This is a genomic window from Nocardiopsis halophila DSM 44494, from assembly GCF_000341245.1.
Lineage (GTDB): Bacteria > Actinomycetota > Actinomycetes > Streptosporangiales > Streptosporangiaceae > Nocardiopsis_A > Nocardiopsis_A halophila.
This window is the reverse complement of record NZ_ANAD01000102.1, coordinates 35,196-59,318: the sequence shown is the minus strand read 5'-3', so window position 1 is coordinate 59,318 and position 24,123 is coordinate 35,196. Positions and strand designations below refer to the sequence as shown.

The 24,123-nt window shown below is 73.4% G+C and carries 21 protein-coding genes; 14 read left to right on the top strand and 7 right to left on the bottom strand.

The annotated features are described in order from the left end of the window. Positions 1-642 precede the first annotated feature (642 nt). Positions 643-1,968, bottom strand: coding sequence for a sensor histidine kinase (locus D450_RS0113205; RefSeq protein WP_026128524.1), 1,326 nt, complete (start codon positions 1,966-1,968; stop codon positions 643-645). A 527-nt stretch (positions 1,969-2,495) separates the two neighbouring features. Next, positions 2,496-3,320, bottom strand: coding sequence for a RecB family exonuclease (locus D450_RS0113200; RefSeq protein ID WP_017539143.1), 825 nt, complete (start codon positions 3,318-3,320; stop codon positions 2,496-2,498). A 54-nt stretch (positions 3,321-3,374) separates the two neighbouring features. Between D450_RS0113200 and D450_RS0113195 the strand changes: the two genes are divergently transcribed. After that, on the top strand, positions 3,375-4,529 hold the full coding sequence (locus D450_RS0113195) for a site-2 protease family protein (RefSeq protein WP_017539142.1): 1,155 nt from the start codon (positions 3,375-3,377) through the stop codon (positions 4,527-4,529). 4 nt (positions 4,530-4,533) lie between these two features. Here D450_RS0113195 and D450_RS0113190 read toward each other — a convergent pair whose 3' ends face one another. Together D450_RS0113190 and D450_RS0113185 are read right to left on the bottom strand one after the other, a co-directional pair. After that, positions 4,534-5,007, bottom strand: coding sequence for an LOG family protein (locus D450_RS0113190; protein WP_017539141.1), 474 nt, complete (start codon positions 5,005-5,007; stop codon positions 4,534-4,536). A 71-nt stretch (positions 5,008-5,078) separates the two neighbouring features. After that, positions 5,079-6,317: a helix-turn-helix domain-containing protein gene (locus D450_RS0113185; protein WP_017539140.1), complete on the bottom strand. Its 1,239-nt coding sequence runs from the start codon at positions 6,315-6,317 to the stop codon at positions 5,079-5,081. Positions 6,318-6,623: 306 nt separating this feature from the next. Here D450_RS0113185 and D450_RS0113180 point away from each other — a divergent pair, with 306 nt between their 5' ends. Then, a complete protein-coding gene (locus D450_RS0113180; RefSeq protein WP_017539139.1) occupies positions 6,624-6,902 on the top strand; it encodes a hypothetical protein in 279 nt (92 codons plus the stop codon). Positions 6,903-6,958: 56 nt separating this feature from the next. On the opposite strand, the gene ppgK is transcribed toward D450_RS0113180, so the two are convergent. Next, positions 6,959-7,738 (bottom strand): polyphosphate--glucose phosphotransferase, encoded by a 780-nt coding sequence (gene ppgK / locus D450_RS0113175; protein ID WP_017539138.1) that lies wholly within the window; start codon positions 7,736-7,738, stop codon positions 6,959-6,961. A 213-nt stretch (positions 7,739-7,951) separates the two neighbouring features. Between ppgK and D450_RS30115 the strand changes: the two genes are divergently transcribed. The 8 genes from D450_RS30115 to D450_RS0113130 all read left to right on the top strand — a co-directional run bounded on the left by D450_RS30115 (position 7,952) and on the right by D450_RS0113130 (position 18,138). After that, positions 7,952-8,884, top strand: a complete 933-nt coding sequence (locus D450_RS30115; protein ID WP_017539137.1) for a tRNA (adenine-N1)-methyltransferase — start codon at positions 7,952-7,954, stop codon at positions 8,882-8,884. Between the two features lie 173 nt (positions 8,885-9,057). After that, positions 9,058-10,827 carry a proteasome ATPase gene (gene arc / locus D450_RS0113165; RefSeq protein WP_017539136.1) on the top strand — a complete coding sequence of 590 codons (1,770 nt, stop codon included), beginning with the start codon at positions 9,058-9,060 and terminating at the stop codon, positions 10,825-10,827. 617 nt (positions 10,828-11,444) lie between these two features. Continuing rightward, positions 11,445-12,965: a depupylase/deamidase Dop gene (dop, locus tag D450_RS0113155; protein ID WP_338037977.1), complete on the top strand. Its 1,521-nt coding sequence runs from the start codon at positions 11,445-11,447 to the stop codon at positions 12,963-12,965. Between the two features lie 226 nt (positions 12,966-13,191). Further along, positions 13,192-13,395 carry a ubiquitin-like protein Pup gene (locus D450_RS0113150; RefSeq protein WP_017539133.1) on the top strand — a complete coding sequence of 68 codons (204 nt, stop codon included), beginning with the start codon at positions 13,192-13,194 and terminating at the stop codon, positions 13,393-13,395. Between the two features lie 212 nt (positions 13,396-13,607). Beyond that, positions 13,608-14,453, top strand: coding sequence for a proteasome subunit beta (gene prcB / locus D450_RS0113145; protein WP_026124626.1), 846 nt, complete (start codon positions 13,608-13,610; stop codon positions 14,451-14,453). An 80-nt stretch (positions 14,454-14,533) separates the two neighbouring features. After that, positions 14,534-15,304, top strand: a complete 771-nt coding sequence (gene prcA, locus D450_RS0113140; protein WP_017539131.1) for a proteasome subunit alpha — start codon at positions 14,534-14,536, stop codon at positions 15,302-15,304. Positions 15,305-15,494: 190 nt separating this feature from the next. Beyond that, positions 15,495-16,853 carry a Pup--protein ligase gene (gene pafA, locus D450_RS0113135; RefSeq protein WP_017539130.1) on the top strand — a complete coding sequence of 453 codons (1,359 nt, stop codon included), beginning with the start codon at positions 15,495-15,497 and terminating at the stop codon, positions 16,851-16,853. A 193-nt stretch (positions 16,854-17,046) separates the two neighbouring features. Further along, on the top strand, positions 17,047-18,138 hold the full coding sequence (locus D450_RS0113130) for an FKBP-type peptidyl-prolyl cis-trans isomerase (RefSeq protein ID WP_026128523.1): 1,092 nt from the start codon (positions 17,047-17,049) through the stop codon (positions 18,136-18,138). Positions 18,139-18,213: 75 nt separating this feature from the next. Here the strand turns inward: D450_RS0113130 and D450_RS0113125 are convergent, their stop codons facing one another. After that, the gene (locus tag D450_RS0113125; protein ID WP_026128522.1) at positions 18,214-19,317 is read right to left on the bottom strand and encodes a DUF3866 family protein; all 1,104 of its coding nucleotides are present in this window, start codon (positions 19,315-19,317) and stop codon (positions 18,214-18,216) included. Between the two features lie 74 nt (positions 19,318-19,391). On the opposite strand from D450_RS0113125, the gene D450_RS0113120 reads away from it, so the two are divergent. Further along, the gene (locus D450_RS0113120) at positions 19,392-21,410 is read left to right on the top strand and encodes a helix-turn-helix transcriptional regulator (RefSeq protein ID WP_017539127.1); all 2,019 of its coding nucleotides are present in this window, start codon (positions 19,392-19,394) and stop codon (positions 21,408-21,410) included. Positions 21,411-21,543: 133 nt separating this feature from the next. Here the strand turns inward: D450_RS0113120 and D450_RS0113115 are convergent, their stop codons facing one another. Continuing rightward, positions 21,544-22,212 (bottom strand): lytic polysaccharide monooxygenase auxiliary activity family 9 protein, encoded by a 669-nt coding sequence (locus D450_RS0113115; RefSeq protein WP_017539126.1) that lies wholly within the window; start codon positions 22,210-22,212, stop codon positions 21,544-21,546. Positions 22,213-22,570: 358 nt separating this feature from the next. Here D450_RS0113115 and D450_RS0113110 point away from each other — a divergent pair, with 358 nt between their 5' ends. The 3 genes from D450_RS0113110 (at position 22,571) to tatC (ending at position 24,103) form a co-directional block, all read left to right on the top strand. Next, positions 22,571-22,771, top strand: a complete 201-nt coding sequence (locus tag D450_RS0113110) for a hypothetical protein (RefSeq protein ID WP_241483143.1) — start codon at positions 22,571-22,573, stop codon at positions 22,769-22,771. Between the two features lie 69 nt (positions 22,772-22,840). Then, on the top strand, positions 22,841-23,155 hold the full coding sequence (locus D450_RS0113105; RefSeq protein WP_017539124.1) for a twin-arginine translocase TatA/TatE family subunit: 315 nt from the start codon (positions 22,841-22,843) through the stop codon (positions 23,153-23,155). Positions 23,156-23,296: 141 nt separating this feature from the next. Beyond that, positions 23,297-24,103: a twin-arginine translocase subunit TatC gene (tatC, locus tag D450_RS0113100; protein ID WP_017539123.1), complete on the top strand. Its 807-nt coding sequence runs from the start codon at positions 23,297-23,299 to the stop codon at positions 24,101-24,103. Positions 24,104-24,123: the final 20 nt, after the last annotated feature.

Genomic DNA, 24,123 nt, shown 5'->3' with positions numbered 1-24,123 from the left:
GGGGCACCGGCTGTGCCGTCGCCGCCATCTCCCCGGCCCCCCTGGTGACCCGGCGGGCGACAGCCAAGCCCGGGGAACCGCCCCGCCCCTTCGTCGCCGCCCTTCCCCTGGCATCCCGCCGGCCCGGCGCCTGGCCAGCAGGCGTAAGCGGGGCACCGGCTGTGCCGTCGCCGCCCTTCCCCTGGCATCCCGCCCGCCCGGCGCCCGGCCGACAGCCGTGAGTGGGGCACCAGCCGTGCCGTCGTTGCCGCTGTCCCTGGACCGCGAGAGGCCGGGCGGCCGACCGGCAGCACCGGAGAAGCGCCCGTCCTCTTCGTCGCCGTCCTTCTCCCGGCACTCCGGCGACCCGGCGCCCGGCAGGCAGGCCGGAGCGGGGCACCAGCCGTTCCGTCGTCGCCGCATTTCCCCTGCACCGATGGGCCCCGCCACCTGGCCGGCGGCCCGGAGCGGGGCACCGGCCGTGCCGTCGCCGCTGCTGTCCCCGGCACCGGGAGAGACCCGCCGGCCGAACCGCAGGGGCCTGTCGGCCGACAAACGTGAGCGGGGGACCAGCCGCGCCATCGTCGCTCCCCGTTGGGCCGCGGCAAGCCTGCCGTCCGACAGTGTCCGCGGTCCTGTCCCGATGGGGCGGCGACGCGGGAATCACCCCGTCCGGTGCGGCTCGCCGTGGGGGATCAGCGCGTCGACGCGGAAGCCCCCGGCGGCGGTGGGCCCCGACTCCAGGCGGCCCCCGAACAGGGCCACGCGTTCCCGCATGCCCAGGAGTCCGTGGCCCGGCTCCTCCGGTGACCGGGACCGGGAGCCGACCCGTCCGCCCCGACCCCCGTCGTCGGTGACCTCGACCGCCACGGCGTCCTTGCCGTGCTCCACGACCACCCGTGCCCGCGCGCCCTCGCCCGCGTGCTTGAGGACGTTGGTCAACGACTCCTGCACCACCCGGTACAGCGTCAGCCCCTGCGCCGGCGGCAGCCCCTCCGGCGGCCCGTCCCCGGCGCCCCGCACCCGGAGGTCGATGTGCAGGCCCGCCTCGCGCAGGTGGGCGGCCAGCGCCTCCAGGTCGGCCTCTCCGGGCTGCGGCTCCCGCTCCGCCTCCGTGCCCTCGGGCGCCTCCGACATCCGCAGCACTCCGACGATGCGGCGCATCTCCGCCAGCGCCTGCCGCCCCGTCCTCTCGATGTCCTGCAGCGCCTGCCCTGCCGTTTCGGGCGACCGGTCGATCACCCGCCGCCCCGCCGTGGCCTGCACGGTCATCACGCTCACGTGGTGGGCCACCACGTCGTGCAGCTCACGGGCGATCCGCGAGCGCTCCTCGGCCAGCACCGCGCGCACGTGCGCGTCCCGGGCCCGCTCCAGGCGGCGCGCCCGCTCGCGCAGCTCCGCGGTGTCGGAGGCGCGCATCCGCACCAGGCGCCCCAGCCACCAGGCCCCGCACATCCACACCAGCGTGAGCAGGTACAGCGTCATCGGGGGCGGCTGCACGGTGGCCTCCACCGGGGAGGCCACGGTGGAGGCGGAGTCCACGGCGACGCCCACGACCAGGGAGACCAGGCTGCGCGCCAGCGGCAGGTGGCGGCCGACCGCGTAGGTGGCCACCGCGATGCCGGGGCCCGCCGCGCCCCAGACGAAGACGCCGGCCGCCTCGGAGAGGGCGCCCCCCGCCGACATGCACACCAGCACGGCCAGGGGGAAGCGCCGGCGCGCCACCAGGGCCAGCGCCAGGGCGGCCCCGGCGAAGTAGCCGCCGAGCGGCCAGGTCCAGACGCCGGTGAACTCCGCGGACCGGCTCCAGGTCGGCACGAGGGCGGCGTTCAACCCGGTCAGGAGGAGGACCAGCAGCGCATCGGTCACCCGGTCCCGGCGCCGGGCCGGGAGCCGCGCGACCGCCCAGCGGGGCGCGCCGGAGCGGCGGTCGGACGGCGGAGCGCCGTGCTCGGGCGGGGAGGCCGAAGAGGATGGGGACGACGACACAGCCCGACGCTAGACCGTCGGGCTCTCCACCAGTACCTCCCCGAGGCCGATCCGGACTCCTCCCCATGGACGATGCGGCACCGCGCCCGGCACGCTCCCTACCGAGCCGGCACGGACGGTGGAGGGACGCGCCTGGAGCGGCGGACCGGCCGAGGAAACGCCCGCCCCGCGCCCACATGCGCCCCGCCATCCTAGATCGGGCGCCTGCGACTCTCCTGGCGCGTCGCTGAGGGCGGATGGGACCTGCTCCAGGCCGTCCGCCCTGCTCTCCCGGACCGGTACGGCCGCCACCGGCCCCCGCCGAGGTCGGAGGGCGCGCCCCGGCCGAGAGTGTTCCCTTCCTCTCCGACCGACCTCTCTGCCCGACCTCGCTGAACACCGTGCCTATGAAGGCCTCCGCCGGTTCCGGGGGCGGTGTCCTGCGCTCGGCCTGACAGGGATCGGGGCCGGTATCGAGAGTGGTGGATCCACCGCTCTCGATACCGGTCAGGGGAGTCGGCCGCCCTGCGGGGCGCTCCCGGGCCGGGTCAGGTCCTCGGCTTCGGGTCGGGCAGGGGCGGCGGGGTTCCGCCGAACTCGGGGCAGATCGCCTGGTGGTCGCACCAGTCGCACAGCTTGCTCCGGCGCGGGAGCCACTGGCCCGACCGGGCCGTGCGCTCGATCTCCTCCCAGATCCCGGCGATCTCCGCCTCCGCGGCCCGCAGCTCCTCCTCGGTCGGCTCGTACCAGCGCACCCCGCCGTCGCCCAGGTACATCAGCTGCAGCCGGGTGGGCACCTCGCCCAGCTCGCGCCAGAGCATGACGCCGTAGAAGAAGATCTGGAACTTGGCCTTGTCCTCGAACCGCGGGCGCGGCGACTTGCCCGTCTTGTAGTCCACCACCCGGATCTGCCCGGTCGGGGCCACGTCCAGGCGGTCGACGTAGCCCCGCAGCCGCAGGCCCGACTCCAGGGTGACGTCCATGCGCAGCTCGCGGTCGCGCGGCTCCAGGCGGTGCGGCTGCTCCATCTCGAAGTACCGCTCCACCAGCGGGTAGGCGCCCTCCAGCCACTCCCGCTCGGCCTCGCCGCCCGCCTCGCCGAACAGCTCCGCCGCCTCCGCGCGCGAGGAGCGCAGCCGCTCCCACTGCGGCTCCACCAGCGACCGGGCGGTGCGCGGGGTGCGCGTCTCGGCCGGCAGCTCGAACAGCCGCTCCAGCACCGCGTGCACCAGCGTCCCGCGCAGCGCCGCCGGGCTCGGCTTCTCCGGCAGCCGGTCGATCACCCGGAACCGGTACAGCAGCGGGCACTGCAGGAAGTCCGAGGCCCGTGACGGAGAGAGGGCGGGGAGCGGCGGCGCCGAGGCGGTGTCCATGCCCCCCAACCCTAGGGCGGCGCGCCCGCCGCGCGCACCGCGTAGCCTGGCGGTGTGACCGACAACGGCAGCAGCACCCGGCCCGCGGCGCGGGGCGGGACCAAGCGCGGTTCCGGCCTGCTCATGGGGCGCCCGTTCGGGATCCCGATCTACGTGACCCCGTCCTGGCTCGTCATCGCCGCGATCATCACCATCGTCTACGAGCCCGTGGTGGAGCGGACTCTGGCCCTGGGCCCGGCCTCCTACCTGGTGGCGTTCGCCTTCGCGGTCCTGCTGTACGCCTCGGTGCTGGTGCACGAGCTGGCGCACGCCGTGGTCGCCCGCATGTTCGGCATCCCGGTGCACCGCATCACCCTGTTCATGCTCGGCGGCGTCACCGAGATGCGCCGCGAGGCGGCCACCCCCGGCCGGGAGTTCTGGATCTCCATCGCCGGGCCGCTGCTGTCCCTGGTGCTGGCGGTCCTGGGGTTCGCCGCCCTGCCCTTCGTCGCCCCCGACACCGTCGCCGGGGTCCTCACCTGGCAGCTGTTCGTGGCCAACCTCCTGGTGGGCGTCTTCAACCTGCTGCCCGGCCTGCCGCTGGACGGCGGCAAGGTGGTGCGCGCCATCGTCTGGAAGCTGACCCGGCGCCCGACCGCGGGGACGGTCGTGGCGGCCTGGGGCGGCCGGGTCCTGGCCGCCCTGGTGATGCTGGCGCCGCTGCTGATCGCGCTGCGCACGGGCGAGGCCCCGAGCGTGTTCATGGTCCTGCTCGGCGTGCTGCTGGGCGCCTTCATGTGGATGGGGGCCGGGAGCGCGCTGCGCAACGCCCGCATCCGCGAGCGCATTCCCAAGCTGCGCGCCCGGACCCTGGCCCGCCGCGCCGTGCCCGTCTCCGCCGACACCCCGCTGTCGGAGGCCCACCGCCGGATGGCCGAGGCCGACGCCGGGGCCGTCCTGGTGACCGACTCCTCCGGGGCGCCGGTGTCGCTCGTCGACCCCGCCGCCGAGGAGCGGGTGCCCGAGGACCGCCGCCCCTGGACCCCGGTCTCCCAGGTGTCGGTGGCCATCACCGCGGGGGCGGTGCTCGACGCCGACCTGAACGGCGAGCGGCTGCTGGAGGCCATGCGGCGCACGCCCGCCCCGGCCTACCTGCTGGTGCACGAGGACGGCGGTGTGCACGGGGTGCTGCGCTCGCGCGACGTGGGCGACGCCTTCGCCGGCACCTGACGCCTCAGCGCACCGCCCCGTCCGGCCAGATGACCGTGACGGCGCGGTCCCGCTCCCGGGCATAGGCGACGATGTCGGCCGTACCGCCGGGCCCCCGCGCCGCGCGGCCGTCCCAGACCGCCAGCAGCTCGTCGCTGTGGTCCACCATGTACCGCCCGGCCTCCAGGTGCGCCCACGGGGTGGACTCGGCGAACGGCAGGTGGTGCACCAGTGCCGCGCGCGCCACCAGGGCGTCGTAGACGGGCCGGTGGGCGGGCGGGAGCCCGTCCCGGTAGCGCTCGGCCGGCACGATCGCCTCCAGGTCGGCGCCGGCCTCGATGACGGCCCGGGCGAACAGGGTGTCCGCCCCGTCGGCCAGGCAGCTCAGCCCGATCAGCCCCGGGCCGAGCGCGGCCAGGCGGGCGCGCAGCGCCTCCTCCACCGCCCGTTCGACGTCGGGCGGCAGCCCGCGGTGGCCGGTGACGGCGATGCGTCGCACGCTGCCTCCCCTCTTCTCGCAGGTCTGGCTCCTCGCAGGTCTGGTCGGGGGATACCCCCGGGCGCCGCCGGTCAGACCGCGGCGGGCCCACCGGTGAGCACCTCGGTCAGTCGGGCGTCGAGCCGCTCGGCGGCGCGGGCCCGCGGCCCCCGGTACTCCTTGCGGAAGCGGCGCACCCGGTCCACCACGCGCTCCGAGCGCAGCCGGGTCCCGGTGGACAGCGCCTCCCCGGCCAGCCGGAAGGCCTCGTCGGCGTCGCCGGCGTGCGCGTGCGCCCGGGCCATCTCCACCTGCAGCACCGCGCCCTGCTTGGCTCCGGGCCGCGTGCCGGCGAACGCCTCGGCGAACGCGGCCCGCGCCTGCCCGGGGCGCTTGAGCCGCACGTTCACCAGGGCCCGGTACCCGGCGACCTTGGGGGTGTCGAAGGCGAACACCCACGGCCAGGGCGGGTGGGCGTTGTCGGAGCGCTCCACGCACCGCTCGGCCAGGGCGATCTCCCGGTCGGCCTCGGCGCCGCGGCCCAGCGCCGCGTGCCCCTGGGCGCGCACGCAGGCCAGCCACGCGGTGGCGGTGGGGTGCGCGCCGGGCCCGAGGCGCCGCCCGGCCTCGTGGGCCAGGGCCAGGCCCAGCGCCGGGTCGTCGGCGTCGATCTCGAACGCCGCCAGGCTGCCGAGCATGTACACGTCGAGCAGGCGGCTGCGGGCCCGCCGGGCGCGCTCGACGGCGGCGCGGTAGTAGGAGCGCGCCGAGCCGGCGTCGCCCATGTCGGCGTGCAGCCAGGCGGCGAACCCGGCCGCCTCGCTGGCGGCCGCGGCCACGTCGGCGGCGAACGGCGTGTTCTGGGCGCGGTCCAGGGTGATCCCGGCCAGCTCGACGTGGGCGATCGCGCCCCGGGCCAGGTCGCGGGCGGGCGCGGCGGCGTCCAGCCGCCGCTGGCCGCCGGTGATGGCGCGCAGCGTGGGCGCGGTCTCCTCGTGGATCTCGGCCTGGGNCGGGGCGGCCGCTGCCGACAGCGGCAGCGCCAGCGCGGTCACCGCCGCGGCCTTGCCGAACTCTCTGCGTCGCGTGGGATCCCCCTCGTCCGGATCGCCGGCGCCGCCGAACCGGAGCAGGTGGAGCGGGATGCCCAGGCGTCCGGCCAGTTCGCGCACCTGGTCGACGGTGAGCGACTGCTGGCCGTTCACCACGCGGGACACCCAGCTCTGGGAGTACCCGACCGCCCGGGCCAGCTCGCCCTGCGACCAGCCGCGGTGGCGGCGGACCTCCTCCACGATCGCGGCGATGTCGCACGTGGACAGGGCGGCGGCCATCGGCGGCCGGGTCCAGAATTCCGGTGGCAGAGCGCCGTCTCGGTGGGGCATGAGCCTAGGCTAGGGTCGCCATCAGGTGATGGTGGCTATGTGTGAAAGAAATACTGCTATGCGTAGTCCGCATACAGCTGTCCCCGAAGCGTCCGATGGTGCACAGTCAAGGGACTGAAGTCCCGGTACGACTGGGGATTTCGTCGTCGAACGGGAGGGCGGGCCGGCATGGAGACGCGTGGTTCCGGTGGGTTCAGTGTGACCGGAAGCGGTCATCGGCTTGACAGGGGTCCCGACGCATCCTGGGCGCGTGCGGTGAGCGGGCTGACCGCCGAACTGCGCTCCTGGGGCCTGGAGGCCCGCGTCGACCGGGCCACCGGAACGGTCGAGGCCGCCGGCGCGGAGGGCCGCCGCGTGCAGCGCGCGGTGCTGCGCCCGCACCGGGGCAGCCTGTGGTGGTGGCTGCGGTGGGAGGCCGAGGGCCTGCCGCGCGGCGCCGCGCTTCCCCAGTCTCCGCTCACCCCGGCCGCCGACCCCCGGGGCGCCGCCCGGCGCATCGTCCGCGTGCTGTCCCCCGCCCGCCCCGAGTCCTGACCCCCCGGGACCGGGCCGGGCCCGGGCGGCGCCCCGGGCCCACGGGGCCGGCCGGGTCAGCCGAAGCGCTCGGCCGCCAGCACGGCCGCCCCGGCGATGCCCGCCGCGTTGCGCAGCCCGGCCGGGACCACCTCGGCCCGCAGGTCCAGGTACTTCAGGAACTTGTCCGCCTTCCGGCTGACGCCGCCGCCGACCACGATCAGGTCCGGGGAGAGCAGCTTCTCCATCTCCTCGTAGTACCGCTGCAGCCGCTCGGTGGCCCACTCCTCGTACGACAGGCCCTCGCGCTCCTTGGCCGCCGAGGCGGCCCTCGTCTCGGCGTCGACGCCGTCCAGCACCACGTGGCCGAACTCGGTGTTGGGCACCAGGTGCCCGTCGACCAGCAGCGCCGTGCCGATCCCGGTGCCCAGCGTCGTCAGCAGCACCACCCCGCGCACCCCGCGCGCCGCACCCCAGCGGTGCTCGGCGACCGCCGCCGCGTCGGCGTCGTTGACCGCGGCCACCGCCCGCCCCGTCGCCCCGGACAGCAGCGCCTCCACGTCGGTGCCGATCCACCCGTCGTCCACGTTGGCCGCCGTCTCGACGGTCCCGCGCCGCACCACCCCGGGGAAGGTGACGCCCAGCGCGGCCCCTGAGGGAGCCTTCTCGCCGACGGCCGCCGCGATCTGCGCGACCACCTCCGCGACCGCCCGGGGCTTGGAGGGGTGCGGGGTGTGGATCTTCACCCGGTCGGCGGTGAAGGCCCCGGTGTCCAGGTCCACCGGCGCCCCCTTGATGCCGCTGCCCCCGATGTCCACGCCCATCCCCACGTGCGCGCCCGCTGCCTGGTCCGCCATGTCCGCCTCCTGACTCCGCGGCCCGGGCGGCGCCCGCCGCCCGCTCCGGCCTCCGAGGTATTCGATGCCCGGGCCCACGACCGATTACGCCGCGTCGGCGTACGGGGGATACCCTGGGCCGTCGCGCGCCCGGGCGGCGTCGGCCGGGGGCCGGGGCCGCACCGCGCCGTGCGCGAAGCGACCTGCCCCACGACACCGGAGAGACGAGCACCAGTGACCGGCATCCACGGCCGCCGCGGCCCCTTCGAGGACGGCGACATCGTGCAGCTGACCGACCCCAAGGGCCGGATGCACACCATCACCCTCAAGGCCGGTTCGGCGTTCCACACCCACAAGGGGCGGCTCGACCACGACGACCTCATCGGCCGCCCCGAGGGGAGTGTGGTCCGCTCCAGCTCCGCCGTCCGCTATGTCGCGCTGCGGCCGCTGCTGCTCGACTTCACCCTGTCGATGAAGCGCGGGGCGACCATCGTCTACCCCAAGGACGCCGCGCAGATCCTGGCCCAGGCCGACATCTTCGCCGGGGCCCGGGTGATCGAGGCCGGCGCCGGCTCGGGCTCGCTGTCCTGCTGGATGCTGCGCGCGGTGGGGGAGCACGGCCGGGTCCACTCCTTCGAGCGCCGCGAGGACTTCGCCGAGATCGCCCGCACCAACGTGCGCCGCTTCTTCGGCGGCGACCACCCCGCCTGGGACCTGACCGTCGGCGACCTGAACGAGCGGCTCGCCGAACCGGACGCCCCGCGCGAGGTCGACCGCGTGGTGCTGGACATGCTCGCCCCCTGGGAGTGCGTGGACGCCGTCGCCGACGTCCTGATCCCCGGCGGTCTGGTGTGCGCCTACGTCGCCACCGCCACCCAGGTCTCGCGGGTCGTGGAGGCGCTGCGCGACCACGGCCGCTTCTACGAGCCGCACGCCTGGGAGACCATGGTGCGCGACTGGCACGTGGAGGGCCTGGCCGTGCGCCCGGACCACAAGATGATCGGGCACACCGGCTTCCTGGTGACCGCCCGCCGCCTCGCCGACGACGCCGAGGCCCCCGAGCGGCGCCGCCGCCCCGCCAAGGGCGCCTACGGCGAGGACTGGCAGAAGGCGCAGAAGGGGCAGGAGGCGGGCCGAGGGGCCGCCCCGGAGGCGGCCGGCTCCTAGCGCCCCGGCCTGGTGGGAACGTTACTTTCTCATTACGGCGCGTGTGTCCGTACCAGGGTGACCTAGGCTTTTACAAGATCGAAAAGTGAGGCCTTCGACACTCGCAGCGCCCGGGAGGTTAGGAATAGTCCATGGGTAGGTAGGGTTCCGAGTAGTCGTCCTCTTATAAGGAGGTGGCGGACGTGGCCGATCGCGACGACGAGCGTCAGGCAGAGCGCGACCGTGAAGTCGAAGAGCTCACGGCCCAGGTCTCCTATCTGGAAAAGGAACTCAGCGTCCTCCGGCGCAAGCTCGCCGACTCTCCGCGCCATGTACGGCTGCTGGAGGACCGGCTCCGCGAGGCGCAAGCCAACCTCGCCGCCGCGAACGGGCAGAACGAGCGCCTGGTCTCCACGCTGAAGGAGGCCCGCGACCAGATCGTGGCCCTCAAGGAGGAGGTCGACCGGCTCGCCCAGCCGCCCTCCGGCTTCGGCGTGTTCCTGGGATCGCGTGAGGACGACACGGTCGAGATCTTCACCAACGGCCGCAAGATGCGGGTCAACGTCAGCCCGTCGGTCGACGTGGAGCAGCTGCGCCCCGGCCAGGAGGTCATGCTCAACGAGGCCTTCAACATCGTCGAGGCGCAGTCCTTCGAGACGGTGGGCGAGGTCGTCATGCTCAAGGAGGCCCTTGAGGACGGCGAGCGGGCGCTGGTGATCTCCAACCACGACGAGGAGCGCATCGTCCGGCTGGCCGAGCCCCTGCGCGACGAGCCGATCCGTCCGGGGGACTCGCTGCTGCTGGAGTCGCGCTCGGGGTACGTGTACGAGCGCATCCCCAAGTCGGAGGTCGAGGAGCTGATCCTCGAGGAGGTGCCCGACATCTCCTACACCGACATCGGCGGCCTCGGCGGGCAGATCGAGATGATCCGCGACGCGGTCGAACTGCCCTACCTGCACAAGGACCTCTTCTACGAGCACCAGCTGCGCCCGCCGAAGGGCGTCCTGCTCTACGGCCCGCCCGGATGCGGTAAGACCCTCATCGCCAAGGCGGTGGCCAATTCGCTGGCCAAGCAGGTGGCCCAGCGCACCGGCCAGAACGTCGGCAAGAGTTTCTTCCTCAACATCAAGGGCCCGGAGCTGCTGAACAAGTACGTGGGCGAGACCGAGCGGCACATCCGCCTGGTCTTCCAGCGGGCCCGGGAGAAGGCCGGCGAGGGCACGCCGGTGATCGTGTTCTTCGACGAGATGGACTCGATCTTCCGCACCCGCGGGTCGGGCGTGTCCAGCGACGTGGAGAACACGATCGTCCCCCAGCTGCTCAGCGAGATCGACGGCGTGGAGGGGCTGGAGAACGTCATCGTCATCGGCGCCTCCAACCGCGAGGACATGATCGACCCGGCGATCCTGCGGCCCGGCCGCCTGGACGTCAAGATCAAGATCGAGCGGCCGGACGCCGAGGCGGCGCAGGACATCTTCTCGAAGTACATCACCGACGAGCTGCCCCTGCACGACGAGGACCTCGCCGAGCACGAGGGGTCCCGCTCGGCCACGGTGGACGCGATGATCCAGCGGGTCGTGGAGCGGATGTACTCCGAGACCGAGGAGAACCGCTTCCTGGAGGTCACCTACGCCAACGGTGACAAGGAGGTCCTGTACTTCAAGGACTTCAACTCCGGCGCGATGATCCAGAACATCGTCGACCGGGCCAAGAAGATGGCCATCAAGGACTTCATCGACAACCGGTCCAAGGGCATCCGGGTCTCCCACCTGATGCAGGCCTGCGTCGACGAGTTCAGCGAGAACGAGGACCTGCCCAACACCACCAACCCCGACGACTGGGCCCGGATCTCCGGCAAGAAGGGCGAGCGGATCGTCTACATCCGCACCCTGGTGTCCGGCAAGAAGGGCGCCGACTCCGGGCGGAGCATCGACACGGTGGCCAACACCGGCCAGTACCTGTAAGGACACGGCCGCACGCGGCCCGACGGGGTCCACCGGCGCTGCCGGTGGACCCCTGGTCGTTCCGGTCGTTTCCGGGGCCGGTGCCGTCGAGGCGTCGACGAATCCGGCGATCCATGGCCCCAGGGCGAAGACGTTCGGGCCGACGCCATGGTCGCTGCGGTGAGTGATGCCGGGGTGCGGTAGACACCTGCGTCGGCTTTGGTCACGCCGCGGTCGCTGATGGCGGTGCAGTTCCATGGCCCGTCCTCGCCCATCAGGATGCGGGTGGTCCGGTCGCGAACCCCTGACGTTCGTGCGGCCACGGGCGCGGGACCCGGAGAACGAGCGGCCGCGGTGCCCCCCGTCGTCGGTGCCCTGTGCCAGGATCCGCACCGTTGGAACCGACGGCGCGGAGGACGGGCGTGCCCGGCACCGCCCTGCTGGACGACACCGCCCTGGGCCGGTACACCCGCCGGTCGGCCGGACGTTCGTGGTAGAGGGGTGGTAGCCGTGTGTCCTCGTCGAATCTCCGGGTGCGAAATGCGGGGAACGGCCCTTCCGGCCTTGGCGCCCAGGCACTTGGGCCACAATTCGCGGCGGGGAGTTCAAGACGCCGTATGGGTGGATAACCTTCCACCATGACTGTGCGGCGGATTATGGGCATCGAGACCGAGTACGGGATCTCCGTGCCCGGCAACCCCGGTGCCAACGCGATGGTGACCTCGACCCAGGTGGTCAACGCCTACCTCGCGGCCTCGGCCGCGAGGGCGCGCAAGGCCCGCTGGGACTTCGAAGAGGAGAACCCGCTGCGCGACGCGCGGGGCTTCGACCTCGCACGCGAGGTCGCCGACCCCACCCAGCTCACCGACGAGGACCTGGGCCTGGCCAACGTCATCCTGACCAACGGAGCCCGACTGTACGTCGACCACGCCCACCCCGAGTACTCGGCGCCCGAGGTGACCAACCCCCGCGACGCCGTGCTGTGGGACAAGGCCGGCGAGCGGGTGATGGCCGACGCGGCCCGCAGGGCCGCGGCCGTCCCGGGGGTCGAGCCCATCCAGCTGTACAAGAACAACACCGACAACAAGGGCGCCTCCTACGGCTGCCACGAGAACTACCTGATGCGCCGGTCGACCGCCTTCGGCGACATCGTGCGCCACCTGATCCCGTTCTTCGTCTCGCGCCAGGTGGTCTGCGGCGCGGGCCGGGTCGGCATCGGCGCCGACGGGCGCGAGTCCGGTTTCCAGATCAGCCAGCGCGCCGACTTCTTCGAGGTCGAGGTGGGCCTGGAGACCACCCTCAAGCGCCCGATCATCAACACCCGCGACGAGCCGCACGCCGACCCCGACAAGTACCGGCGGCTGCACGTCATCATCGGCGACGCCAACATGAGCGAGGTCTCCACCTTCCTGAAGCTCGGAACCACCTCGCTGGTGCTGTCGATGATCGAGGACGGCTTCATCGGCATCGACCTGTCGCTGGAGACGCCCGTGGCCGACCTGCGGGCCATCTCGCACGACCCCGCCCTGACCCACCAGGTGCGGCTCCGGGACGGGCGGCGGATGACCGCCCTGCAGATCCAGCGCGAGTACCTGGAGCTGGCCGAGAAGTACGTGCAGGACCGCTACGGCAGCGAGCCCGACGCCGACACCGCCGAGGTCCTGCGGATGTGGGGGAGGACCCTGGACCGGCTCTCCGAGGACCCCGTTCTCTGCGCCGAGGAGCTGGACTGGGTCGCCAAGCTCAAGCTGCTGGAGGGCTACCGCAGCCGCGACCGGCTGGACTGGGGGCACCACCGGCTCCAGCTGGTCGACCTGCAGTACTCGGACGTGCGCCCGGACAAGGGCCTGTACAACCGGCTGGCCCAGCGGGGGCGGATCGAGCGCATGGTCGGCGAGTCGGAGGTCGAGCGCGCCATAACCGAGCCGCCGGAGGACACCCGCGCCTACTTCCGCGGCCGCTGCCTGGCCAAGTACGCCGACTCGGTGGCCGCGGCCTCCTGGGACTCGGTCATCTTCGACCTGCCCGGCTACGACTCCCTGCAGCGCGTGCCCACCCTGGAGCCGAGCCGCGGCACGCGCGAGCACGTGGGCGCGCTCCTGGACGGCGCCGCGACGGCGGCCGACCTCGTCGCCATCCTCACGGGCGGCAAGCGCTGACCCGGCCGGTGCGGGCGGCCCCCGGGCCGCCCGCACCGCTCCCGTGCCCGGGCGTGCGCGGGGGTGTGGCGGGGAACACCTCGCGGCGCGCCGACGTTCGGACGGGTGTACGGACAAAACGGCGCGAACTCGGTAACGTGCGGACAACGGGACCGGCGATCAAGGTTGAGCCGGGCTCGGCTGGGCCAAGATAAGGGCAACGGGCCCCGATCGAGGAGGTTGTGGGATGGCGACCAAGGACACCGGCGGGCAGAAGCACACGACGCGGCGCGACGAGGACGTCGAGGAGGTCGAGGCCGGCGCCGAGGCACAGGAGCGCGACGAGAAGCTGGACGAGGACGTCGACGACATCCTGGACGAGATCGACGACGTCCTGGAGTCCAACGCCGAGGACTTCGTCCGCCAGTTCGTCCAGAAGGGCGGCCAGTAGCCCCGCCTCGACGGGCCGGCCGCGCCAGGTGGGCCCCCGGCGCGCCCGGACCCGGGCCGGTTCGCCCACAGCAGACTCCGGCCGGTAGCCCCACCCCGGTACCCCGGCTGTCAGTAGGGTCGGCGGTACCAGGAAACATCGACAGTCGCCCGCGCCCCGCACGCCCCGCATCCCACCGCGGGGCGCGCGGGGCGCCACCCGAAGGGAGTCGCGTGTCTCAAGCGTTCGAGGGCGGACGGCTGCCCGCCATGTACATGAACCCGGGGCCGGCATCGTTCACCGAGTTCCTCAGCGCCGTCCACCCCGACCTGCTCCCCCGGTGGCAGGACCTGCCGCACGGTACGGACGGCCGGTCCCTCACCCCCGAGGCCACCACCATCGTGGCGCTGACCTTCCCCGGCGGCGTGGTGCTGGCCGGTGACCGCCGGGCCACCTCCGGCACCACCATCGCCAACCGGGACATGGAGAAGCTCTTCCGCGCCGACGAGTTCTCCGCGGTGGCGATCGCGGGCGCCGCCGGGATCGGCATCGAGCTGGCACGGCTGTACCAGGTCGAGCTGGAGCACTACGAGAAGCGCGAGGGCCGGCCGCTGTCCCTGGAGGGCAAGGCCAACCGGCTGGCCAACATGCTGCGCGGCAACCTGGGCCTGGCCATGCAGGGCTTCGTCGTGGTCCCGCTGCTGGTGGGCTACGACGAGGGCCGGGAGGTCGGGCGCATCTTCAGCTACGACCCGGTCGGCGGCCGCTACGAGGAGCACCGCTACCACTCGATCGGCTCGGGCTCGGTCTACGCCCGGGGGTCGCTGAAGAAGCTGTTCACCGAGGACCTGGACGAGCGGCAGGCGGTCACCGTGGCCGTGCAGGCGCTCTACGACGCCGCCGACGACGACTCGGCCACCGGCGGCCCCGACGTCCACCGCAAGATCTACCCGCTGGTCGACGTGGTCACCGACGACGGCTACCGCCGGCTCGCCGCCGACGAGGTGGCCGCGGTCGCCGAGGCCGTGGTGACCGAGCGGTCCGAGCGGCCCGACGGGCCCACGGCGCCGATCGGCTGACCCCCGCCGGGCGCACCGCCCGGCCGCCGACCACCGGAGCACCAGAGCACCGAACAGCAAAGGAACGATCAGCGGTGACGATGCCGTTCTACGTCTCGCCCGAACAGAGCATGAAGGACAAGGCGGACTACGCGCGCAAGGGCATCGCGCGCGGCCGCAGCGCCGTCGTCCTGCAGTACGACGGCGGCATCCTGTTCGTCGCGGACAACATGTCCCGCACGCTGCACAAGATCAGCGAGCTGTACGACCGGGTGGCCTTCGCCGCCGTGGGCCGCTACAACGAGTTCGAGAACCTGCGGCTGGGCGGCGTGCGCTACGCCGACTCCCACGGCTACGCCTACGACCGGCGCGACGTCACCGGGCGCATGCTGGCCAACGCCTACGCCCAGACCCTGGGGACCGTCTTCAGCGAGTCCAACAAGCCCTGGGAGGTGGAGATCGTCGTGGCCGAGGTCGGCGAGGACGCCGACTCCGACCAGATCTACCGGATCACCTTCGACGGCTCGGTCGTCGACGAGAAGGGGCTGCTGGCCATGGGCGGCTCCGCCGACGCGGTCACCACCGCGCTCAAGGAGCGCTTCGACCGGGACGCGCCGCTGAGCGAGGCGCTGTCGGCGGCCATGCACGCCCTGGCCCACGAGAACGGCGAGCGCCGTGAGCTGGACGCGGCCAACCTGGAGGTGGCGGTGCTGGAGCGGGCGCGCGAGCACCGCAAGTTCCGCCGCATCCAGGGGGCCCGGCTGACCCGGCTGATCGAGCAGGGCCGCGGCGCTTCGGGACCGTCCTCCTCCGCCGCGAGCGGCGCCGCGGAGGGCTCGGGGGATTCCGGGGCGGAGGACGCGGACTCCTGACCGGGGCCGCGCCGCCGACCGGTCCGGCCGCGCCCCGCGGAGCATCCGTCGGGCGCGGCCGGTTTCCCCGGGCCGGTCGGAGCCGATAACAACAGTGGAGTCGTCGGCAGCGCGGCGGGGCTCCGGCCGGTGCGGACCGGCCGCCAGGGGCGACCGCGGCTGCCACGGGACGGGAAACGGGTGAGGCCGCGTGGAACGCCGCATTTTCGGACTTGAGAACGAGTACGGCGTCACCTGCACGTTCCGGGGACAGCGCAGGCTGTCGCCGGACGAGGTGGCGCGCTACCTGTTCCGCCGCGTCGTGTCGTGGGGGCGCAGCAGCAACGTCTTCCTGCGCAACGGTGCCCGCCTCTACCTGGACGTGGGCAGCCACCCCGAGTACGCCACCCCCGAGTGCGACGACCTGGCCGACCTGGTCGCCCACGACAAGGCCGGCGAGCGGATCCTGGAGGGGCTGCAGGTCGACGCCGAGCAGCGCCTGCACGAGGAGGGCATCGCCGGCGAGATCTACCTGTTCAAGAACAACACCGACTCGGCCGGCAACTCCTACGGCTGCCACGAGAACTACCTGGTGGGGCGGCACGGCGAGTTCGGCCGACTGGCCGACGTGCTCATCCCGTTCCTGGTGACCCGGCAGATCATCTGCGGGGCGGGCAAGGTGCTGCAGACCCCGCGCGGCGCGCTGTACTGCGTCAGCCAGCGGGCCGAGCACATATGGGAGGGCGTCTCCTCGGCCACCACCCGGTCGCGGCCCATCATCAACACCCGGGACGAGCCGCACGCCGACGCCGAGCGCTTCCGCCGCCTGCACGTGATCGTCGGCGACTCCAACATGAGCGAGGTGACCACCCTGCTCAAGCTGGCCTCGACCGACCTGGTGCTGCGGATGATCGAGACCGGGGTGGTGATGCGCGACTACACCCTGGAGAACCCCATCCGCGCCATCCGCGAGGTCAGCCACGACATGACCGGGCGGCGCAAGGTGCGCCTGGCCAACGGCAGGGAGGCCAGCGCGCTGGAGATCCAGCGCGAGTACCTGGACAAGGTGCAGGCCTACGTCGACCGCAACGGCACCGACGCCACCGGCAAGCGCGTGCTGGAGCTGTGGGCGCGCACCCTGGAGGCGGTCGAGACGCAGAACCTGTCGCTGGTCGAGCGGGAGATCGACTGGGTCGCCAAGTACAAGCTGCTGGAGCGCTACCGCTCCAAGCACGGGCTGTCGCTGTCCTCGCCGCGCATCGCCCAGCTCGACCTGACCTACCACGACATCCACCGCGACCGCGGCCTGTTCTACATGCTCCAGCGCAAGGGCCAGATGGACCGGGTCATCACCGACCTGAGCTCCTTCGAGGCCAAGTCGGTGCCGCCGCAGACCACGCGCGCGCGGCTGCGCGGGGAGTTCATCCGCAAGGCGCAGGAGAAGCGGCGCGACTTCACCGTCGACTGGGTGCACCTGAAGCTGAACGACCAGGCGCAGCGCACCGTGCTGTGCAAGGACCCCTTCAAGGCGGTCGACGAGCGCGTGGAGAAGCTCATCGCCGGGATGTGACCGGCGGCGCCCCGCCGCCGGCCTGCTGCGCGACCTGCTGCGGGACTGCCCGGCGGGGCGCCGATGGATCGGTCGGGAGCAGGGCCGAAAACCCCGTCACCGCGGGGCCCTTAACGCGTTCTTACCCGGATACGGAAGGATCGCCTTTCCGATAGTGTGTCGGGGACCCGAGCCGATTTTGAGGTTGTGCCCTATGCGACGACGTGCCGCCGCCCTCGCGGTACCGTTCTCTGCCGTGCTGCTGGCGGTGTCCGCCTGCGGCACGATTCCCGAGGACTGGAAGACTCCGGCCTTCCTTCGCACCGGTGACGATGTGGACAGCCGGCTGCCGACGGTCAGCGGCGACCGCGGGGAGGAGCCGAAGGTCGACTTCCCCGACATCGCGCCCCCCGGTGAGCAGATCTCCGGCGTGGTCCGGCCCGGGGAGGAGCAGGGCGAGATCGTCCGCGCCGACGACCTGCTGCTCGTCGACATCGTCGACTACCAGTGGACGGACAAGGGCAAGACGGAGAAGACCAACTCCACCTACGAGACCGAGACCCCCTTCCTGCTGTCCATGGAGCAGCTGGGGGAGGAGTTCAACCAGGACCTGGTCAACCAGAACGTCGGCGCGCAGGTGGTGTTCGTCTTCCCCGCGCCCGACCCCGAGCAGGCCCAGGCCCAGGGGACGGACCCCGACGACATCCCCGAGGGCGACTCGGTCTCGGTGCTGGAGGTGCGCGACCGCTTCGGCAAGGGCGACACCGTCCCGGGCGAGCAGACCACCGACGGCGGCGAGGGGCTGCCCACCGCCACCGACAACGGGGCCGCCGAGCCGGACATCTCCATCCCCGACGGCGACCCGCCGAAGGACCTGGAGACGACCGTGCTGGTCGAGGGCGACGGCCCCGAGGTCGAGGACGAGCAGGAGATCGTCGCCCAGTACACCGGCGTGCGCTGGGAGGACGGGGAGGTCTTCGACTCCACCTGGAGCAAGGGCGGCGCGCCCTTCACCTTCCCGCTGGGCCAGGGCCAGGTCATCGAGGGCTGGGACGAGGGCCTCAAGGGGCAGAAGGTCGGCAGCCGGGTCATGCTCGTCGTCCCGGAGGACCAGGCCTACGGCAAGGAGGCCGAGGACAACGGCCAGCCGGCCGGGACCCTGGTGTTCGTCATCGACATCCTGGGCGCCGTCGACCCGCCGCCCCCGGCGGAGGAGGAGTCCGGCTCCGAGGAGGGGGACGGCGGCGACACGTCCTCCGACGAGGGCTCCGATGACTCCGGGGGCTCCGAGGACGAGGAGAAGTAGGGCCCGGTCCGCAGGCGACGGACGGGGACCACGCGCGGGGCGGCCGTACGGCCGCCCCGCGGCGCAGGACCCCGGTCAGCGGGGGGCGGCGGACGGACCGGAGGCCAGCCGGGCCGCGTGGCGCCCGGCGGCGGCCGAGGCCAGGAAGCAGGCCGTGTCCTCGTCGAGCGACCGCCCCATCGTGGACAGGCGCAGCGGCAGCTCCCGCAGCGCCTCCTCCAAGCCGTCCAGGTCCACCTCGACCAGGCGGTGGCGCTCGCCCAGCGGGGCGGCCTCGGCGGCCACCCGCGCGCCGAACGCGCCCTCCAGCGCCGGTACCGGCACGTCCGCCCGCGCCGCGGCGACCCTGCCGTAGGCCGTCAGGCTGTGGTGCGACACCCCCCGGTGGCGCTCGCGCGGGTCGGCCTCGCTCACCCGCAGCGCCGCGACGGGCCGCCCCTCCAGCACCGAGGCCGCGTTGACCGCCTCGCCCGCGGCCACCCCCGAGAAGCCCCACGGCGTGCCCGTGCCCAGGTTCCCGGGCCCCTGCGCCACCACCGCCAGATCGGCCCCGAGCACGTGCCGGGCGGCCAGAAGCCCGCTGTGCACCGTCACCGCCTCCAGATCGCCCCCGAAGGCCTGCCCGGTGGTCACCGAGGCGGCGAGCAGCCCCGCCTCCCTCAGGCCCGCCACGGTGCGGGAGAAGGCCGCCGGCAGGGCTCCGCCGTCGAGCATCACGTACACCGCGCGCAGCCCCGGCCGCTCCCGGTGCGCACCGGCCAGCACCGCGGGCAGGGCCGAGTGCAGGTCCGCGGTCACCACCGGCATGCCCTCCACGCTCCGGGCGTCCCGCAGCAGCTCGTGGCTGGGGGAGTCCTGGCCGTCGACGCCCAGCACCGCCGTCTGCACCGGGGTGTAGCGGGCCTTGACCAGGTGCCCCGGCAGGGGGGAGTCCGGCGGCGGCCGGTCCGGCAGGGCCACCACCATGGCGTAGCCGCCGGTGCCCAGGCCCAGGTCCAGCGCGGTGGTGTTGAGCAGGACCCGGTCGCCCTCCTCAGGGCGGCCCACCAGGTCGGTATAGGCGAGCGCGCGGCAGACCGGCGCCGCCCCGGCCCCGGTGGCCAGGCGGACCTCCAGCTCGACCGCACCCGGCCACGAACGGCCGGTCCCCAGCACCCGTCCTTCACGCCATCGGATCACGGAAAGCACGGTACCTTCGGGGCTGAAGGCCGCCTCGGCGGCGCGCGGCGAAGCGGGGAGGAACGGATCCGCCGATGTCCAGGAAGAAGACGGAACGCCAGCTCAACCTGGTGATCTGCCTGCTGTCGACCCGGCGGTACCTCACGGCCCGGGAGATCCGCGCGACCGTGGCGGGCTATGAGGAGGCCGAGAGCGACGGCGCGTTCAAGCGCATGTTCGAGCGCGACAAGAAAGAGCTGCGCCAGAGCGGCATCCCCGTCGAGACCGGCGGCGGGGACATGTGGAGCGACGAGGAGGGCTACCGCATCTCGCGGGCGGCCTACACCCTGCCCGAGATCGCGCTCCTGCCCGACGAGGCCGCCGTGCTCGGCCTGGCCGCCCGGGCCTGGCGGCACGCCGCGCTGGGCGACGCCGCGGCCGGGGCGATGATGAAGCTGCGCGCCGCCGGGGTGCCCACCGACTCCGACGCCGCCCCCGACCTGACCCCCGTGCTGGCCACCGACGAGCCCTCCTTCCTGCCCATGTGGCAGGCGGTGCGGGACCGGCGGCCGGTGGAGTTCGACTACCGCAAGCCCGGCGCGCACGCCCCCGAGCGGCGGGTGCTGGAACCGTGGGGCGTGGTGAACGTGCGCGGGCGCTGGTACGTGGCCGGGCACGACCGCGACCGCGGCGAGCGCCGGGTGTTCCGCCTGGGGCGCGTGGCGGGCGAGGTGCGGGTGCTCAGCTCGGGTCCGCCGGTGCGGGTCCCCGAGGGGGTGGACGTGCGCTCGGTGGTGCGGGCCCACCGCCCCGAGCCCGAGTACACCGCCCGCCTGCTGGTCGCCGAGGGGGCCGGGCACGAGCTGCGCCGCGCCGCCCGGCGCATCGTCGCCGGCGCGCACACCGGCGCCGGGCACGGCGGGCGCCCCGGCCGGCGCTGGGACCGGCTGGAGCTGCCCTACGCCGACCTGCCCGCCCTGGTGGGGGCGGTGGCCCGGTTCGGCGAGCGGGTCGTGGTCGAGGAGCCCGCCGAGGCGCGCGCCGCCGTCGTGGACCACCTGCGGTCCGTGGCCGACCGGGCCCCCGACGGCGGGGACGGCGGCGCCGTCCCGGAGCCGGACGGCGCGGGGGAGCGGCGGGTGAGCGCCTCGGCGGAGCAGCTGCGCCGGCTGCTGATGCTGGTGCCCTACGCGCTCAGCCACGACGTGCGGGTGCCGGAGGTGGCTGCGCACTTCGGCCTCTCCGAGCGCCAGGTGGTCAAGGACCTGGCGCTGCTGTGGATGTGCGGCCTGCCCGGCTACACCCCCGGCGACCTGATCGAGGTGGACCTGGACGCCGCAGAGGAGACCGGCGAGATCATCATCGGCAACGCCGACGCGCTGGCCGCCCCGCTGCGCCTGACCGCCGACGAGGCGGCCAGCCTCATCGTCGGGCTGGAGCTGCTGGCCGAACTGCCGGGGGCGGCCGGCGGGGACGCCCTGAAGCGGGTGGGCGAGAAGCTGCGCGCGGCGGCGGGCGCGGCGGCCGAGGAGTTCGCCGACTCGGTGGCGGTCCGGGTGGACCTGGACGAGGACGAGCGGGAGAAGCAGCGCCGCTGCGGGGAGGCGCTGCGCGCTGGCCAGCGGCTGCACCTGCGCTACCTGTCCGGCTACGAGGACGAGGTCACCGAGCGGGACGTGGACCCGATGGGCCTGGTCGTGCAGGACGGGCACGCCTTCCTGGAGGGCTGGTGCCGGCTGCGCGGGGGCGTGCGGCTGTTCCGGATGGACCGGGTGCTGGACCTGACGGTGCTGCCCGAGGCGGCCCAGGTGCCGGACTCGGCCCGCAGGCGCGACCTGAGCGCCGGGGTGCTGCAGCTGTCCGAGGACGACGCGCGGGTGACGCTGGAGCTGGAGCCCGAGGCCCGCTGGGTCGCCGAGGAGTACGTGTGCAGCCGCGTGGAGGAGCTGGGCGGCGGCCGCCTGCGGGCGACGCTGCGCACGCCGGCGCCGCGCTGGGTGCGGCGCCTGGCGCTGCGGCTGGGGCCGCAGGCCCGCGTGGTGGCCCCCGCCGACCTGGCGGAGAAGGTCCGCGAGGACGCGGGCCGGGCGCTGGAGGGCTACCGCGGGGGCTGAGCGCGTCCGCCGGCGCGGACGGCACGGCCCACGGGGCCCTCGGTGTGGGTGTCCCGAGGGCCCCGCGCTCCCACGGGCGCCCGCCGCAGGGGCGGGCGCCGCACGGGGGCGGCCCGCTGCCGCCCCCGTGGTCCTAGACGAAGTTCACGTCACTGCACAGGTAGTACGACTGGTCCATGTGCGAGGCCTGCCAGATGGTGAAGACGACGTGGTGCCCGCTGCGCCCGGGCGCGCTGACGTCGATCAGGGTGTCCTCGGCGGGCGGCCGGGCGCCGGTCTGGCGCACCAGCTCCAGGTCGTCCCACGTCAGGGGCTGGGCGGTGGGGTCGAAGCCCGCCCGGGTGACGTAGACGAGGAAGTGGTCGGCGCCGTGCTGGGCCTGGTCGTACAGGTGCAGCGTGAAGTCGGAGCCGACGTCGGTGGTCTTCCACGGGCCGACGGCGTCCATCGAGCTGTAGCGGCCGTTCTGGGTCTCGCCGCCGCTGCACAGGTGCCCGTCGGGGACGGCCTCCTGGTAGTCGCCGCCCACGCCGTCGCGGTACAGGCCCTTCCAGTTCCACATGGCGTTGGGGTCGTCCTGCCATGCCTGCCAGCACATGGGGTCTTCCTGCTCCATGTCCGGGTTGAGGTGGTCGTCCCCCCAGCGCTCCCAGCATCCGTAGTTGCGGGAGGCCGGGTCGACGATCGAGCCGTGGGCGTTGGCCGGGGCGGTCCACGGGATCAGGGCCAGGGGTGCGGCCGCGAGCAGGGTGAGGGTGCGCAGGAGGGGTCGGGAGGTGGTCGGGGGATGTCCAGGGTTCATTGCGCCATCTCCGTGATCCGGCTGTGGGGTCCGGGTTGGGAGCGCTCCCACATTCTTCGCTACCCAGTGCGACCGAAGTGAAACGTACGGTCGGCCACCGGATCGGAAAGGGCGGGCCGCCTGCGGCGCGGAGGCGTCCGCCCGGGATCTCAGAAGGCTTGCGCGATGCCCTCTTAAGGGGAAGAGCGTGGGAGAATCTACGTCATCAAGGACGGGGGTGATCACCCGCTCTTAAGAGAGGCGCCCTCGGCTCCCTGGAGGCCGCCTCACAGGACGGCCCGGATCGTGATCCATTCGTCCGGTCCGTGACGCTTCTGGGCCGGGCGGGTTTCATGTTCGACCGAGTATGGTGGTGGGCGTGCTCGCGATCGTCGGCCTCGCCGCTGTGACCCTCGTCGGCCTGCTGCTCGTGGCGGTGCTGACCGCCCGCATGCTGGCCGCGCTCCACCGCCTGCGCGCGCAGGCGGCCCGGACCCGGGGCGAGCTGGAGCCGCACTACCGCGCCTACCGTGCGCGGACCCGCGGCGCCCGCCAGGTGGTCGAAAGCGACCCCGAATGAGGCGCCGGCGGAGTGCGCGTACGATCAAAGGTGCAGGTAGCGCCTGGGAAAGAGGTTGAAGTCATGGGTATGGACTTTCGGACAGTACTGATCCTGCTGCTGATCGCACTCCTGCTGTTCGGCGCCACCAAGCTGCCCACGCTCGCGCGTTCGCTCGGCCGCAGCGCCCGCATCCTCAAGAGCGAGGCCAAGGGCCTGGTCGACGAGGAGAACGGCGAGCGCAAGGACGGCCAGGACGGGCAGGAGGCCCCCGCCTCCGACCAGCAGGCCCGCCCCGGGCAGGGCGCCTCCGCCCAGCAGGACCGGCAGGCCTACCCGGAGCTGCCCGCCGGCCAGCAGATCGTGAACGAGAAGGGCGAGCCGGTCCGCCGCTACGAGGACTGACCGGAGCACGGGGCGGGCGGACCGCCCGGCGACAGGGACGGACAGGAGCGCGGGCCGCGGGCGGCCCGCTTCGAGGAGCGTTTGCGGGCGATGCAGTACCGGCGACAGCGGCGGAGACCCCCGAGGGACCCCGAAGGGCGCATGCCGCTGATGGACCACCTGCGCGAACTGCGCAGCAGAGTCGTGAAGGCGGCGCTGTTCATCGCCGTGGGCGTGGTCGTCGGCTTCGTCGTCTTCGACCCCGTGTGGGAGGCCCTCCAGGCGCCCTACTGCCGGCTGCCGGCCGAGGTCCGGGACGGCGGCGACGGCTGCGAACTCATCTTCACGGGCATCTTCGACCCCTTCTTCCTCAAGTTCAAGGTCGCGGTCGTCGTCGGGCTGCTCATCACCACCCCCTTCTGGCTGTACCAGCTGTGGGCCTTCATCGCGCCCGCGCTGCGCGGCAGGGAGAAGCGCTACACCTACTTCTTCGTGGCCGCCGCCGTGCCGCTGTTCCTGGCCGGGTCCGGGCTGGCCTACTACATCACCGGCCTGGCGCTGGAGGTGCTGTTCGGCTTCGCCACCGAGGACATGGTGGCGATGATCACGATCACCAACTACCTGAACTACATGATCCTGATGATCCTGGTGTTCGGGTTCGCGTTCGTGGCGCCGCTGATCGTGGTCCTGCTGAACCTGCTCGGGGTGGTCTCCCACGCCGGGCTCGCCCGGTGGCGCCGCCTGATCATCTTCGCGATCTTCGTCGTCTCGGCCATGGTGACCCCGGCCGAGCCGATCTCCATGCTGGCGCTGGCGGTCCCGCTGATCGTGCTCTTCGAGGTCGCCGAACTGTTCTGCCTGGTCCACGACCGCCGCAGGGGCGGCGGGGAGCTCGGCGAACTCGACGACGACGAGATCTCGCCACTGGATGACGACGAGCCCGCCGCCGACGCGGACCGGAAGCGCTAGGGTCGCCCCGAAGACCGTCC

Excerpts from the sequence above, each read along its gene's own strand:
- D450_RS0113200 (WP_017539143.1), bottom strand. The coding sequence starts at position 3,320 with ATGGACACCGCCTCGGCGCCGCCGCTCCCCGCCCTCTCTCCGTCACGG.
- ppgK (WP_017539138.1), bottom strand. The coding sequence starts at position 7,738 with ATGGCGGACCAGGCAGCGGGCGCGCACGTGGGGATGGGCGTGGACATC.
- dop (WP_338037977.1), top strand. The coding sequence starts at position 11,445 with ATGACTGTGCGGCGGATTATGGGCATCGAGACCGAGTACGGGATCTCC.
- D450_RS0113150 (WP_017539133.1), top strand. The coding sequence starts at position 13,192 with ATGGCGACCAAGGACACCGGCGGGCAGAAGCACACGACGCGGCGCGAC.
- prcA (WP_017539131.1), top strand. The coding sequence starts at position 14,534 with ATGCCGTTCTACGTCTCGCCCGAACAGAGCATGAAGGACAAGGCGGAC.
- D450_RS0113130 (WP_026128523.1), top strand. The coding sequence starts at position 17,047 with ATGCGACGACGTGCCGCCGCCCTCGCGGTACCGTTCTCTGCCGTGCTG.
- D450_RS0113120 (WP_017539127.1), top strand. The coding sequence starts at position 19,392 with ATGTCCAGGAAGAAGACGGAACGCCAGCTCAACCTGGTGATCTGCCTG.
- D450_RS0113115 (WP_017539126.1), bottom strand. The coding sequence starts at position 22,212 with ATGAACCCTGGACATCCCCCGACCACCTCCCGACCCCTCCTGCGCACC.
- D450_RS0113105 (WP_017539124.1), top strand. The coding sequence starts at position 22,841 with ATGGACTTTCGGACAGTACTGATCCTGCTGCTGATCGCACTCCTGCTG.
- tatC (WP_017539123.1), top strand. The coding sequence starts at position 23,297 with ATGCCGCTGATGGACCACCTGCGCGAACTGCGCAGCAGAGTCGTGAAG.